Annotated in this window: 13 protein-coding genes and 1 other annotated feature; of the genes, 12 read left to right on the forward strand and 1 reads right to left on the reverse strand. The window is 37.3% G+C overall.

Features of this window, described 5'->3' with window-relative positions; genetic code table 11:
* The first annotated feature begins 158 nt into the window (after window positions 1–158).
* The 9 genes from RHP56_RS00465 (at window position 159) to RHP56_RS00505 (ending at window position 10,365) form a co-directional block, all read left to right on the forward strand.
* Complete coding sequence (locus RHP56_RS00465; RefSeq protein WP_102753837.1) at window positions 159–962, forward strand: hydroxymethylpyrimidine/phosphomethylpyrimidine kinase; 804 nt, start codon at window positions 159–161, stop codon at window positions 960–962.
* Window positions 946–1,512, forward strand: a complete 567-nt coding sequence (locus RHP56_RS00470; RefSeq protein WP_011679072.1) for an ECF transporter S component — start codon at window positions 946–948, stop codon at window positions 1,510–1,512. Before RHP56_RS00465 ends, RHP56_RS00470 begins: the two co-directional genes overlap by 17 nt.
* Before the next feature lie 196 nt (window positions 1,513–1,708).
* Window positions 1,709–3,106, forward strand: coding sequence for a flavocytochrome c (locus tag RHP56_RS00475; RefSeq protein WP_102753745.1), 1,398 nt, complete (start codon window positions 1,709–1,711; stop codon window positions 3,104–3,106).
* 180 nt (window positions 3,107–3,286) lie between these two features.
* Entirely contained in the window at window positions 3,287–4,177 is an 891-nt protein-coding gene (locus tag RHP56_RS00480; RefSeq protein WP_102753744.1) for an XRE family transcriptional regulator, read from the forward strand.
* 96 nt (window positions 4,178–4,273) lie between these two features.
* Entirely contained in the window at window positions 4,274–4,912 is a 639-nt protein-coding gene (locus tag RHP56_RS00485) for a hypothetical protein (protein WP_242824525.1), read from the forward strand.
* Between the two features lie 209 nt (window positions 4,913–5,121).
* A complete protein-coding gene (locus RHP56_RS00490) occupies window positions 5,122–7,224 on the forward strand; it encodes an ArnT family glycosyltransferase (RefSeq protein ID WP_102753743.1) in 2,103 nt (700 codons plus the stop codon).
* Window positions 7,225–7,244: 20 nt separating this feature from the next.
* Entirely contained in the window at window positions 7,245–8,249 is a 1,005-nt protein-coding gene (locus tag RHP56_RS00495) for a glycosyltransferase family 2 protein (RefSeq protein ID WP_102753742.1), read from the forward strand.
* A 109-nt stretch (window positions 8,250–8,358) separates the two neighbouring features.
* Window positions 8,359–8,814, forward strand: coding sequence for a GtrA family protein (locus tag RHP56_RS00500; RefSeq protein WP_223316390.1), 456 nt, complete (start codon window positions 8,359–8,361; stop codon window positions 8,812–8,814).
* 180 nt (window positions 8,815–8,994) lie between these two features.
* Window positions 8,995–10,365, forward strand: coding sequence for an FAD-dependent oxidoreductase (locus tag RHP56_RS00505; protein WP_050884117.1), 1,371 nt, complete (start codon window positions 8,995–8,997; stop codon window positions 10,363–10,365).
* Between the two features lie 87 nt (window positions 10,366–10,452).
* Here RHP56_RS00505 and RHP56_RS00510 read toward each other — a convergent pair whose 3' ends face one another.
* Entirely contained in the window at window positions 10,453–10,992 is a 540-nt protein-coding gene (locus tag RHP56_RS00510) for a YagU family protein (RefSeq protein ID WP_011679077.1), read from the reverse strand.
* 208 nt (window positions 10,993–11,200) lie between these two features.
* Window positions 11,201–11,446 (forward strand) — a binding site (T-box leader).
* A 68-nt stretch (window positions 11,447–11,514) separates the two neighbouring features.
* Here RHP56_RS00510 and RHP56_RS00515 point away from each other — a divergent pair.
* From RHP56_RS00515 to RHP56_RS00525, 3 genes are all read left to right on the forward strand, one after another.
* Window positions 11,515–11,661 carry a hypothetical protein gene (locus RHP56_RS00515; RefSeq protein WP_014324168.1) on the forward strand — a complete coding sequence of 49 codons (147 nt, stop codon included), beginning with the start codon at window positions 11,515–11,517 and terminating at the stop codon, window positions 11,659–11,661.
* 436 nt (window positions 11,662–12,097) lie between these two features.
* Window positions 12,098–13,180, forward strand: coding sequence for a glutathione S-transferase C-terminal domain-containing protein (locus RHP56_RS00520; RefSeq protein WP_011679078.1), 1,083 nt, complete (start codon window positions 12,098–12,100; stop codon window positions 13,178–13,180).
* On the forward strand, window positions 13,155–14,489 hold the full coding sequence (locus RHP56_RS00525) for an MmgE/PrpD family protein (RefSeq protein WP_102753403.1): 1,335 nt from the start codon (window positions 13,155–13,157) through the stop codon (window positions 14,487–14,489). Before RHP56_RS00520 ends, RHP56_RS00525 begins: the two co-directional genes overlap by 26 nt.
* Window positions 14,490–14,499 lie beyond the last annotated feature (10 nt).

Below are 14,499 nucleotides of genomic sequence, written 5' to 3' on the forward strand. Positions count from 1 at the left end.
TAACTTATAAAAATATTTAGAAGGCCACTAGTCTTTGAAAATTAGTGGCTTTTTATAATACATTAATTAGTATCAAAAATTTTCTGTTTGATATCACCCAGTAAACTAGTATAATAGCATTTATAATTACAACTTGACAAAATTTAAATGGGAGAATTATGAATAAAATATTATCTATCGGTGGGTCAGATACAAGTGGTGGCGGTGGTATAGAGGCGGACATTAGAACTTTCGAAAAATACAACATATTTAATTTGGTTGCTATTGAAAATATTGTGACTATGGCACCACAAACATGGGCAGTGACACAATATACAGTGCCAAATCATCTGTTTGCGTCTCAATTACAAACAGCGGTGGCGGTTGATCTAGCTGGCATTAAAGTTGGTATGGTTTCAGATGTTGATAATTTCAATACACTGGTTGGCTATCTAGAAAGCGTGAAGCCTAGTGCATTGTTAGTGGATCCCGTCATGGCTACAAAATTGTCAATCGATAATGATCGTACGGTTGATCTAGAGACTTATAAAGAAAAGTTATTAGCCAAAGCGGACATTATTACGCCCAATATTTTGGAAGCAGCGATGTTAACGGGAGTGAAGTCTATTAACAACGTGTCCGAAATGAAAGTAGCCGCTGAAAATCTATCTAGCTACGGCATCAAATATGTTGTCATTAAATCAGGTAGTAGGTTTGATAATAATCTAGCTACAGATATGCTGTATGATGGCACTACTTTTGAAATATTCCAACGAGAATTGATAGCAACTGATTACAATCATGGTGCAGGCTGTACTTTTTCTGCAGCTATATTGGCGAACATTGTGAAGGGGATGCCGATACACGAGGCGGTTCTTGATGCCAAAAATTTTACATTTCAGTCGATAGAAAATGCAGTTAGAGTCAATCAATTTGTAGGCCATGTTTGGCAAGGAGAAAATGGTCATGAGACAACAAAATAGGATAGTCATAGACATTGTGTTAGTTGCTTTATTTACTAGTATTACATTTGTAGCGACCAGTATACAGGTTCCAATGCCGGCACTGATAGGAAAACCATTTGTACATTTGGGCAACTCAGCAGTGCTCCTTTCAGTACTCTTATTAGGCTATAAACGGGGTGCATTGGCTGGTGGCTTTGGATTAGCATTATTCGATGTGATGCATGGTTATGCCATGGAAGCGCCTTATTATTTTGTTGAGTGCTTCATTGTTGGTGGTGTTGCGGCCTATGTGTTTTCATTAGTAAACTATAAACAACATGGAACCAATTTAAAATTAATTCTTGTTATTCTTTCAGCTGTTTTTGCTAAATTAGTAATGACAACGGGGCATAATTTTGTGATGAGCTTATTTAAGGGGATGACACTGCAACCGGCAATAATAGCTACTATTTCATCTCTTTTTCCTACTATAATTAATTGCATTACGACATTAGTTGTTGTCTTTGTGATATATCGAGTACTAGCTGAACAGTTTAAACGATTATTTGTAAGAAATAATTTTAGTTAAACTTCGACTTAACGGTAAAAAGCTATTATCTTATTATTTATAGGATAGTAGCTTTTTTGCTCATAACAGTTGTGATTAACGAACACTATTTTTTCTGACGGTGGTTTCTGAATTAACTCTAAAACGACTGAAGTATAGTAAGATAAAGATATATTTTATTAAGCATAGTGATTGCCATAAAATGAGGGGAGCAAATATGGTCAAATTTAATTTTTCATGTACCAATATTGATAATTTGAAAAGTTCATATGATTTTGTAGTTATTGGGTCGGGCGCGACGGGCATGACTGCTGCCATTCAGTCGCAAGAATTAGGGCTGGATGTGGTTATATTTGAAAAGTTAAATAGCCTAGGGGGTAATTCAATGCGCGCGTCTACTGGTATGAATGCTGTTGAAACGATGACACAATTAAAGTATCAGATAATTGACTCGCAGGAATCATTTTATGAAGAGACACTTAAGGGTGGAAAAGGTAGTAATAATAAGGAATTATTGTCATATTTTGTGAGACATACTGAATCTGCAATTGAATGGTTGTCTTATCATAATATTGAATTAAATGAGATTGTATCGACAGGTGGTATGTCAAAAAAACGCGCTCATCAACCAACCGGTGCCACTGCAATTGGCGGTTATCTTGTAAAGGGGCTGCAACAGCAGTTAGCGGAGAAGCGCATCCCCGTCTTTAATCAGACAAAAGTCTTATCTTTAGTTAAGAATGATGGTCATATCTCGGGGGTTGAGATTGAGCACCCGCAAGCAGGAAAAAAGATTATTAATGCCAAAACAGTTCTGATTGCTAGTGGTGGGTTCGCACAGAATCGTGCCATGATGTCAGTATATGCTCCTGATTTATTAAGGTTAGGCACGACAAATCATCCCGGTGCGACCGGTGACGGTATTAAGCTTGCAACAACTGCCGGTGGTGCACTGGTAGATATGAACAAAGTACAAGTTCACCCAACTGCCCAGCAGGAAACGGATCATATTTATTTAATAGGCGAGGGATTGCGCGGTGCTGGTGCTATTTTGATCAATCATTTAGGCAAACGCTTTACTAATGAAATGGCTACGCGTGATCAGGTGACTAAGGCCATTGATGACCTGCATCAGGATGGAGCGACACTGGTATTTGATCAGGGCATTTGCGAGGCATTTAAAGCAGCCGACTTTTATGTTGCCATGGGGTTAGCTGTTTCAGGAAATACAATATATGAGCTAGCGGAAAAAATAAGTGTAAACCCTAATAACTTGGAAAAAACAGTAAGTAGTTGGAACATGTATCAAAAGGCCTTTGAGGATATAGCATTTGATCGCCAGACAGGCATGGATCGTGGTATTGAGAAGTCGCCTTATTATGCAATTCACATTAAACCGGCCGTTCATTACACAATGGGCGGAATAAAGACTAATCGTTTAACTGAAGTTTTAAATGAGATAGGTGAGGCAGTACCAGGATTATTTGCTGCTGGTGAGGTGGCTGGTGGATTACATGGAGATAATCGCATTGGTGGTAATTCAATTGCCGAAACAATTGTTTTTGGTCGACAGGCGGGCCAGCAAGCTGCAAAACATGTTTTGAGTTTGTCATAAATTAAATTTTTGAGAGAAACGTGGAAAGACTATTGGTGAGGCAATAGTCTTTTTAGTATGCAACTACTAGTTGCGACCAGCGCAGCTAAAGGGATACAGAGATATTGCGCTTTTGATGGTCAAGTGAAATCTTTTACGTATAATAAAACCTGTGCACAACAAAGTGAAGGGAATTAAAATATGGAAAATATATTCAGTTATCAGCTCAATATGTTACGGCAAAAGAAAAGTTTATCGCAGGAGATTATTGCTCAAAAGTTATATGTTTCGCGTCAATCCGTTTCAAAATGGGAGCGTGGGGATGCTGAACCAGACATTGATAAACTTATTGCGTTAGCGGACATCTTTGGAGTTGATTTAAATTATTTATTGGCCGGACAACAGAGCCCAGAAGAATTATTATTGAAGTTGACGGCCGTTCGTAAAGGCTTTAAAAAACCAGTATTAAATGATGTGAATTTAGAAATTTATGGTAAGGATCGCATTGCATTATTAGGGAGCAATGGTTCGGGTAAGTCTACTATTGTAAATATTATTGCGGGCATGCTACGACCAGATGAAGGTCACATCGAAAGATTATTTGATCCCAAAGAGGATTTAAATGTTATGCCCCAAGAAAATACTTTAATAGAAACGCTTCGATTGGCAGAACATATCGCTCTTTCTGCCGGCATTCATCGCATTTATTCAACGCAATTTGTTAGTGGGTTATTGCAAAAGTTTCATTTGGAAGAACAAGCTAATGTCAGAATCAGTGATCTATCTGGCGGTCAAAAAAGAAGACTTGCATTATTGTTAAGTGTAATGAGTTCTTCAAAGCTTTTGATTCTAGATGAACCGACAGTTGGCATGGATTTAGAATCTATTGATTTCTTTTGGAATTATATGGATCATGTTGCTGGTAGTGTTTTGACTATTACACATGATTTTAATCAAATTGATCGGTATTTTAATCGTGTTTTGTTATTAAAAGACGGCGTGATTGTACAAGATGAAAAAGTGACGGAAATACATTCTAATAATCAGACAATTGAAGAATGGTACCGTAAGTATAATAATAACGAGGGGTGATACAGGATGATTACATATATAGAATTAAAGGAAACGTTTCGAAATAGACGCTTCATTTTATTTACACTTATTTCACCAGTAATGTGGTACATATTCATGGTTAATATAGCAAAGTCTGCCGGGTTCTTTACTCATCGTTATTCGAGTATTTGGTTTGTTGCTTCTTGCGTAATGGGTATTATGGGCAACTCGGTTGTTACGTTTGGAAAAACCATTAATCGTAGTCAAAATTTTTACTTTTTACAGGCTAAAACCTCGCGTTATGGTATAAAAAATTGGGTGTTGGATCAAATGATGATTCAGTTGATTTTAAATGTCCTCATTGCGTTAACTGTAACCATTTGTGGTGTTGTTATGCAGACAATACAAGTAGACATTAATTTTATTTTTGAGGTCTTGTTGTGTCAGATCTTGGGAGTATACTTTTGTTTAATAGGATTTGCGATGGGCATCGTAGCCGATAACAAAGTGTTGGATGCGTTATCCTTTCCAATTATGATGGTTTGGGCATTATTGATTATACCTTTTGATACGTGGACCACAGGAAGATTCGTCACGATTATCAGTGCTGTTCAAAAGTTGTTTCCTGGGTATTATTTATTTACGATAATACAGCATTTGATTGATAGTAGCAGTCTTGGATATAGTTTATTGCGTTTTGTAGCAACGATTGTTATGACTGCTGTCCCTATAGGGGTATTTACTTACCTGCATATTCGACGGATGACGAGTTAATTACATTTAATAAATGGGGTTGTGTTTGGATAGAAAATACTGAGGGAAAATAGAAAGCATAAGGTGCATATTTGCATGTTATGCTTTCTATTTTTATGCATTAAGTCAATGTAAAAATGCATTGATTTAATGTTGAATTAATTTTTGTTTAACTTACATATATTAATCCACTCTTACAATAAATTTATCTGAATAAGGAGGTAGCAGTTTTGCAATTAAAAAGAATGCAAAAAACAGATTGGTATTTAGTCGGTATTTTAATACTAAGTGCCTTTTTGTATGGTTGGGGTATATGGGATGCTGGTAGTGCTAATAGCTACTATACGGCGGCTATTACCTCGATGACAAAAAGTTGGTCGAATTTTTGGTACGGCGCTTTTGATCCAGCAGGATTTATTACTGTTGACAAACCGCCAGTTGCATTATGGCTAATGGCCATATCAGCTAAAATATTTGGTGTACATGGCTGGTCGGTTGTTTTACCAAGTGTTTTGTCGGGTATAGGATCTGTTTACTTAATGTATAAATTATTAGCACCAAAGTTTGGTTTATTGGCCGGACGAATTGGGTCCTTGATTTTGACATTAACGCCAACGGTGGTTGCTAATAGTCGCACAAATAATATGGATGCTATACTGGTATTTTTCTTGCTTTTAGCTGTATATATTTTACAAAAAGCAGTCGCTAAGAAAAATATTTGGCTAGTCATTGTCAGTTTTGGTTTGATTGGTGTGGGCTTCAACATCAAAATGTTACAAGCCTTCATGATTTTACCAGCAATGCTTGTTTATTATTGGGTAGCAATCAAACTACCGTGGAAAAAGAAAATTGCTTGGTTAGTTGTTGGTATGGCTTCCTTATCGATTTTTACAGTAGCCTACCCGTTGGCAGTTGATTCTGTTGACCAATCTAGTCGACCATATATTGGTAGCTCACAAACGAATTCATTAATGGAGCTAGCATTTGGATATAACGGTACCGAAAGATTGTTAGGACAATCAACAGGAACCGGCGGTGCTTTCCCTGGCATGGGAAGTACCAAAAAATCAACAGGAACTCAAAAAAATAACGGTGCTCCGAGTGGTAAAAAGCCGAGCGGGTCAGCGCCAACTGGTAAAATGACCGGACAGGCACCGACCGGACAACAAAACGGTGGTAAAGCGCCAACTGGCACGCCACCAAACCAATCTACAAATAAAAACGCAAAACAGGCTAAAGGCAAAGCACCTGGTCAGTCAGGAAAAATGACCAGACAAGCACAAGGTGGCCAGGGTGGCGGTAACAGTGCATTTGCTATTGGATCAGCTGGACCATTTAGGCTTTTCCAATCAGATTTGGGTTCACAAATTGGTTGGTATCTGCCACTTGCAATTCTTGGACTTATTGCTGGTTGGTTTGGATTTAGAAAACGTGGTGCTAAATGGTACCATGTTTCTGAGGAACAATCCGAGGTTCTGCTCTGGGCGGGCTGGTTCGTTCCAGTCTATGGATTTTTCTCAGTTGCTAGCTTCTTTCACCCGTATTACACAATTATGCTAGCCCCTGCGATTGCTGCACTGACAGCAATTGGCGTAGCGGCGGTTGTGAAAATGTCTGCTCAAAGCAATAAAGAATCAATGATCGCACGAATAGTAGTCAGTGTTGCCGTATTAACAACGCTTCTACTGCAAGCGTACTATGTATGGTCATATTATCAAATTATCAGCATTATCTTGATTATTGTAGCAATTGGCTTATCTATCTGGTGGTTATTGCCTATACAAATCAATAACAAAATAAAAATTGTCTTGTCGGCAATTAGTATCTTATTAATGGCAGGCTGGTGGTCGTTAACACCAACATTGTCGCACAATTCTGCAGCAATACCAGCCGCTAGTCCTTCCTTGCTAAGTCAAACCGGAAGCAGTGATATGGGCGGGGAAGTCAATAATCAATTATTGAGCTACACTAAGAAGCATCAAGGCAATGCTAAATACTTATTTGCTACAACAGATTCTAATTCAGCATCTGGATATATTATCAAATCAGGCAAAGCAGTTATGGCTATAGGTGGTTATAACGGTACTGATCCAACGATGTCTCTATCCGAGTTTAAGAAGCTAGTCAAGTCGGGACAACTTAAATACTTCGTTATGGGTAATAATAGTAAAACTTCAAGTGGTCAAATTAGTAAAATACTAACTTGGGTTAAAAAGAATGGTACTAAGGTCACATATAGTTCTAGTACGTCAAATCAAAGTTCCCCAACGCAACAAATGGGTGGACAATCACAAAGTACAACGCTATATGATCTATCAAATATATACGAATAAGAAAGGAGAATACTTTAAATATGCTGACAAGATTTACAACACCAAGACTTGGGTTGATTTTACCAGCCTATAATGAGCAGGAAGTTTTGCCTACAACCTTGTCCAAATTGAATACGATTAAAGAGACTTTGATTCAAAAAAATCTCATTAGCGACGATAGTTTTATTATGGTTGTGGACGATGGCTCTGTAGACAATACATGGGAAATTATTCAAGAAAAAGAACAATTAAATTCTGATTTAATTGGTGTCAAGTTATCTCGTAATTTTGGCCACCAATCAGCATTATTAGCAGGAATGTCAGAGAGTATTAAATTAGCGGACATTGTTATAACACTAGATGCTGACTTGCAAGATAATCCAGATATTATTCAAAAAATGGTGCTTAAATATAAAGCGGGCAATGAAATCGTATATGGGGTCAGATCCAGTAGAAAAACCGATACATGGTTCAAACGTAATACGGCACTAACCTTTTACAAAATTTCATCATTCTTAGGTGTTGAAATGGTACCAAATCACGCCGACTTTAGATTAATGAGTCGTGTTGCCGTGCTAGCATTACTGCGACTACCTGAGCGAAATGTTTTTCTACGCGCTATGGTACCGCTAGTTGGCTTTCAGTCAGATAAAGTTTTCTATGAACGTGGTGAACGTCAGGCAGGTACATCAAAATATCCATTAAAAAAGATGTTGAGTTTTGCTATTGATGGCATTACCAGTTTCAGTGTTCAACCGATTCGTTTATTATTTAATTTAGGCATTCTTGTCATCAGCATCGCCAGTATTGAAATTGTTTACACAATATTTGAAAAAATGATTGGAAACACAGAAGCAGGTTGGTCATCTTTGATGATTTCCATTTGGTTACTGGGAGGCATTAACTTGGTAGCAATATCGATTGTTGGTATTTATATTGGCAAAATATTTACTGAAGTGAAGCAACGACCTTTATTTCAAATTGAAACTGAAACAGGGCCATTCGTGGAAAAGCTACGTCAAGTTGATGACTATGCCATGAAGTGATTTTCAAGCATAATACAATTGATAATGATATTGTTCAATAGTAATCAAAGTACTCTTTGGATTTGAATGGAGACGAATCGTTTTGCGTAAATATTTACTTTCTGAAAAAATGAAGTATATTTTCTGGGGTGTGGCAACGACCATAGTATATTTAATCGTTCGACTCATTTCCATGAAAATATTTGATGACACAATGCTGCCTGTCCTAATCTCGCAGACACTGACCATTATATTCGCATTTGTTGTTAATAAACTGTTTGTTTTTACAACCAAACAAACAAAAAGCGTGTTCGTTCAGTTCGTCAGATTCCTTTGGGGACGGTTATTTGTGGCCGGAATTGACTTCTTTTTAACCTACGTTATGATCGAAAAATATAGCAATATTTTTATTCATATTTTCTTTCTTAATCAAGTAAACTTTAAGCTATTTCCTTTTTCATTACCAATAGTAAACCAATTCGCTTCAAATAGTACGGAACTAAATAGTTTTCTAGCAATTATTTTGATACAAGTGTTATCGGTAATTGTAAATTATCTTATTTCAAAATTTATGATTTTCAATTAACATCTTTATCAGCTACCTGTAGATAAAAGTGATGACTTTATTTAAGAACAAGCAAGTTTAGAGCAGCTATTTGATATAGCTGTTCTTTTTTGTCAAAAAATCAAAACGATTGCTTTCTGTTTAGAATTGTTCTAGCATGGTAGGTAGGAAAAGGATAACAATATTAAGGAGGAATTAGGAATGTCAAAAACAAAGATTATTATAGTTGGTGCATCTCATGGGGGACATCAAGCTATTCTAGAACTAACTCGTAAATACAAGAACCTTGACATCAAGTTGTTTGAAGCCGGTGATTTTATTTCATTCATGTCTTGCGGCATGGAATTATATTTGGAAAATAGTGTTACTGATGTTAATGATGTTCGTAATTTCCGTCCTGAAGATATGGAACAGCTGGGCGCAGAAATTTACAGTAACCACGAGGTACTGGCAATTGATGCTGATGATAGAACAGTTTCTGTCAAAGACGTTACTACCGGTAGTACTGAGAAATATAGCTATGATAAGCTGATATTAAGTTCAGGCGTGACACCAAATAGTCTACCTGTTCCAGGGACCGATTTAGAAAATGTCTACCTCATGCGTGGTAAAGATTGGGCAACAAGTATAAAGGCCAAGTTAGAAAATCCCGATGTTAAAAATATCACAATTGTTGGTGCGGGTTACATTGGCGTTGAGGCAGCGGAAGCTAGTGTTAAGGCCGGGAAAAATGTTACTTTAATTGATATGATTGACCGCCCTTTGGGAAATTATTTAGATGCTGAATTAACAGCTGTTCTGGAAAAGGAGTTAGCTGATAAAGGTGTAAAAGTGGTTACTGGCGTTCGCATCGAAAGTTATGAAGGAACTAGTCAAGTAACGGCAGTAAAAACAGATGAGGGAAAGTACCCGAGTGATTTAGTTATTCAAGCCGCTGGGGTTAAGCCAAATACGAATTGGTTGAAAGGTGTGATTGATTTAGACGATCGAGGCTGGATTAAAACGGATGAATATTTACGGACGAATTTACCAGATGTTTATGCTGTGGGAGATGCGGTTCTATCGTATTCAATCCCTGCCCAAACTAAATTACCAATTGCACTAGCAACCGTTGTACGGCGTGAAGTCCGTTATATAATCGCACATTTATTTGAAAATCAGCCCTCAGTTCCTTTCAAAGGGGTCGTTGGCTCGTCAGCGTTAAGTGTGTTCGATTACCATTTTGCAACGGCTGGATTAAATACCACAACGGCCCAAAAATCAGGTGTTACTTTGAAGAGCTCCTTCTACCAAGATACCTTACGGCCCGACTACGTTCCTCGAGAAAATGGGAACACTGAAGTTTATGTCGAGCTGGGCTATGATCCGCAGACACATCGTATTTTAGGCGGTGCGGTGCTATCGACTTATGATATAACGGCTCAAGGTAATGTCATTGCGCTAGCGATCGAACACGGACTTCGTTTGGAAGATTTGGCTGAAGCCGACTTTTTCTTCCAACCAGGATTTGACCGACAATGGAGTCTATTGAACTTAGCGGCACAACATGCACTTGGTGAGCCTAAATTTTAATTAGTTTGTGAATAAGGTAATATTAGGCTACAAATAAAAAGAAACGCAACTCGAAAGGTTGCGTCTCTTTTTATTTAATAAGTAGAATTATACGTTTTCTAAATGACCATTCTTATCCTTAGCAATTAAGAAGTAGACCGTCACTGCGATCGACCATGCCCAAACAATATGCCCAAAGAACTCAGAAATATGTTCATCTAAAGGTTGATTCCATGGAGCTGGAATTGTTCCAAATGCAGGCATGATAATGATATGCCAAAGAATCCAAAGGAATATACCATAAGCAGCACCTTGCCACAAAGCTACTTTAGACCAATATTGAGATACAAATACGTATAGTATTGCAAACGCAATGGCAAATGAGAAGTGTAGAATCAATGTGAACCAAAATACTTTTTGATCTTGAGAGTAGTAAAAGAATGAATGAACTAGTTTAGATGGAATGCCAAGCTGTTCAGCCATATGTTGTGGTGGGTTAGTGGCATTACGAGCTAGTGTACGTGGTGGCAAAATATTTTCCCAACCGATTTTAACCATTCCTGAAATCATCCCTGCAATAAATCCGTAGAAAATACTTTTAGTAATGATCTCCTTTAGTGATGCAACTGGTTTATTTAGTGTAACCATAGTGTTTCTCCCTTATGTGAATCATTTAACAACTGTTAATAATACAGCCATTGGGATCGTTTGTCAATTCATTTGATTTCGGGAATATGTTCGATTAATTATGGATATTGCCAAAATTGTGAAATAAAATACTTGTAATTAAAAAACAATGAGAATAAAAATAAATGGTTGCAAAATAATTATAAATAGTGTAAGGTTATTACAAATAAATGAGACAAAGAAAAGATAAGTAAATTTTAGGGGTAATCAAAGAGAGCTAACATTTGGTGAAAGTTAGTATTACGAATGAATTGAAAATGGTCTTGGAGTCGTTAGTGGTATAAGCATGTTCGTGAATACCGCTCGGGTGCGCCCGTTATCGCGTTAAGGTATCTCTCTTTTGATGTACCTGTCAAGTATAAAGTAGTGATACTTTATAGAATTTGGGTGGTAACACGAGTTTTTCGTCCCATAATCTTTGTAGATAATGCAAAGATTATGGGACTTTTTTTGTTGATGAATAAAATGAATGGAGAATAAGTAATGACCAATAAATTGTATGATGTTTTGACTGTATTAAAGAAGTTTCCATGGATTGATTTAACTATTTTTCCAGCTTTTATTGATGTGGGCTTTGAAACAATATTGATATCGGATAGCAAGCCTATATCGTCTACGACTAAGTTATAATTATCAATTTTAACTTTAAAAAAGTAACTGCAGTTTTAAAGACAAAGAAAAGATAAGTAAATTTAAAGAGTAACTGAAAGAGAGCCGACGAATTGGTGAAAGTTGGTGTTACGAATAAGTTGAAAATGGTCTTGGAGTCATAGAATGGGTGAGCAAGTATGTAAATTCATTCCGGGTGTGCCCGATATAGCACAGAGTTTTGTTAAAAAACAGAACTTAAAGAGAATAATTTAGTGATAGATTATTGAATGCGAGTGGTAACACGATTTTCGTCCCGCAATCTGGCTATTTTTAGCTGGGTTGCTTTTTTGTGGTCTGAAATAAAGGGGGTGGTCATAATAGAGCTGAAAACAGCCTAGTTAAGGTGATATATAAAGATGATGATTTAAAATACTTAAAAAAATATAGACGAAAGAAAGATTTGAGGAGAAACAGTATGAGTGATCAAACACTACAAAAAGAACTAGAAAACATTGAGGTAACGGATACACTACAGGCGTGTCCGATTGATTTTTCACAATCAAAGGTTGCTAATCCGCGAGCGCATCAAAAGCAAAAAGAATATGACAACGGTAAAGACAAGTCCAATTTTAATGAACGAGAAAAGTTTTCAGCCTATCAAGGCCCCCAATTTAAAGCCCGGTTTACAGACGGTACGCTTCCTGTTACACCTAACCGTTATCGCTTGATTTGGTCTCGTCATTGCCCTTGGGCTAATCGTATTGCCATTGGTATTGATTTATTAGGTTTAGATCAAGTGATTTCTAATGGCATCGTTGATCCTTTGAGACCAGCTGGGGTAGTTGGAGACTGGTTCTTTACGTTAGATGATGGGGATGTTGATCCAGTATTAGGGATTCATTCACTTGGGGAAGCTTACCGGTTAGCTGATCCTTCATACGATAAAAGAACGACGGTACCAGCACTCGTTGACACTCAAACCGGTAAGGTTGTTAACAATGATTATAATAATTTAATCAAAGAATTTGCCTTAGCCTGGCAAGAATATGTACCAGAAACTGCACCGGACTTATATCCTAAGAACTTGCGTTCAGATATTGATGCGTTGAGTGACATCATATTGATGGACATCAATTATGCGGTTAATGAGGCGGGTCATGGACGTTCTCAAGCAGATTATAAAAAATGGTATGACAAAGTATTTAATCGATTAGATTGGCTAGAGGAACGCCTAGCCAACCAACGCTACTTATTCGGTGACCAAATAACATTAGTAGATATTAATTTATATGTCACGCTGTCACGATTTGACTTAGTGTTTTATCAAAAGTATTTTGTTAATAAAAAACGTTTAGTTGATTATCCTAATTTGTGGAACTACGCTAAGGATTTGTATGCCATCCCTGCATTTGGCGACAATACTAATTTTGAATCAATGCGTCAACGTTTTTATGAGGTTGATCATACACCGCAAGAGGATCTGCCTCGAATTATTCCATTAGGGCCAGATGATAGTATTTGGGAAGAAGCAAATGACAGAGCAGAAAAATTTGGTTAGTAATACTCGGAAGTTAGCCCAGTTAATTGTAGATTCCAAGTTCCAAATAGACGAATTGAATGTTGCCAAAAAATGCTTTGTGGATTATTTAGCAAGTGCCTATGTTTCTAGAAATGAACCAGCGGTGAAAAGATTATTTGACACACTCAAAAATGCTGGACCGGCTAAGCTTTTAGGTCAAGCTGGTACAGCTAGTAGTGATCATGCCGCATTATTTAATGGATTCGCTGCACATTACAATGATTTCGATGATGTTCAAGCTAATTTTCGCGGCCATCCAAGTGTTGTCATTTATTCAGCTTTGTTAGCTCTTGCTGATGGGACTGAAAGTGCAGATAGATTTTTTGAGGCCTATATTGTAGGGGTGGAAATTGCTGGACAAATTGGATTTCAAGTCAACCCAACACACAAGTTATCTGGGTACCACACAACTGCAACCCTTGGTACGATTGCTGCAGCTGCTAGCCTTGCTTTCTTTAAACGTTTTTCCTTGGGTCAAACTATCGACATTTTATCATTTGCTGCTACACAAGCCGCAGGTCTTGGAATAGAGGCAGGTACTGATACTAAGCCAATGCATGCGGGGTTAGCTGCACAGCGTGCGGTGCAATCCTATCAATTTGTGTCCAGCCAACTTACAACCAATCAAGATGTTTTTAACAATCAAACAGGCTGGGTAAAAATAGTTGTTGGGCAGGAATTAGATTTAGATTTAATAGAATCAACATGGTTAACTCCTGCTCAAATTATCACGCCTGGCATCTGGTTTAAGCGACATCAATTTTGCTCTGCTGCTATGTCTGGGTATGATGCAATCAAACAGGGCTACCTTCAGGGAATTAATATAAAAAACATCAAGCAAGTAATTTTCCATTTTAGACCTTTTGGAGATAAGGTCTTGCGGTATAAGCAACCATTGAATGGGCAAGAAGGAAAGTTTTCAATTGAGTACATTGCGTGGCAAATATTAACCTTTGGGGATGTGAATGACAAACTTTTTGATAGCAGTGTAAGTACAGAAAAGTTTCAAGAGATGAGTTATTTGTTTAAAAGAGTTAATGATTTAAAGAATATAGCTGTTGATCAAAGGGAAATACTAGTTGAGTTCGTGCGTACTGACAAATCTATCAATACAATATATATTGATTGGCCCCAAGGGTCACCACAGAATCCACTAACAATGGATGAGATATATGTCAAATTAGCTCATGCATTGTCGATAGATGAAAATGAATTATTCGATATTTTGACGGCGGGATTGACATCGAAATCGGTAGCAGGATTGCTTAACATTATTGCAAGAATTTAAAGCAGCTACC

Source organism: Leuconostoc sp. C5 (assembly GCF_056530425.1).

What these genes read in the sequence shown, in the direction of transcription:
- RHP56_RS00475 (WP_102753745.1), top strand. Translation starts at nt 1,709, where the DNA reads ATGGTCAAATTTAATTTTTCATGTACCAATATTGATAATTTGAAAAGT.
- RHP56_RS00485 (WP_242824525.1), top strand. Translation starts at nt 4,274, where the DNA reads ATGGTTAATATAGCAAAGTCTGCCGGGTTCTTTACTCATCGTTATTCG.
- RHP56_RS00465 (WP_102753837.1), top strand. Translation starts at nt 159, where the DNA reads ATGAATAAAATATTATCTATCGGTGGGTCAGATACAAGTGGTGGCGGT.
- RHP56_RS00470 (WP_011679072.1), top strand. Translation starts at nt 946, where the DNA reads ATGAGACAACAAAATAGGATAGTCATAGACATTGTGTTAGTTGCTTTA.
- RHP56_RS00505 (WP_050884117.1), top strand. Translation starts at nt 8,995, where the DNA reads ATGTCAAAAACAAAGATTATTATAGTTGGTGCATCTCATGGGGGACAT.
- RHP56_RS00515 (WP_014324168.1), top strand. Translation starts at nt 11,515, where the DNA reads ATGACCAATAAATTGTATGATGTTTTGACTGTATTAAAGAAGTTTCCA.
- RHP56_RS00510 (WP_011679077.1), bottom strand. Translation starts at nt 10,992, where the DNA reads ATGGTTACACTAAATAAACCAGTTGCATCACTAAAGGAGATCATTACT.
- RHP56_RS00480 (WP_102753744.1), top strand. Translation starts at nt 3,287, where the DNA reads ATGGAAAATATATTCAGTTATCAGCTCAATATGTTACGGCAAAAGAAA.
- RHP56_RS00525 (WP_102753403.1), top strand. Translation starts at nt 13,155, where the DNA reads ATGACAGAGCAGAAAAATTTGGTTAGTAATACTCGGAAGTTAGCCCAG.
- RHP56_RS00500 (WP_223316390.1), top strand. Translation starts at nt 8,359, where the DNA reads ATGAAGTATATTTTCTGGGGTGTGGCAACGACCATAGTATATTTAATC.
- RHP56_RS00520 (WP_011679078.1), top strand. Translation starts at nt 12,098, where the DNA reads ATGAGTGATCAAACACTACAAAAAGAACTAGAAAACATTGAGGTAACG.
- RHP56_RS00495 (WP_102753742.1), top strand. Translation starts at nt 7,245, where the DNA reads ATGCTGACAAGATTTACAACACCAAGACTTGGGTTGATTTTACCAGCC.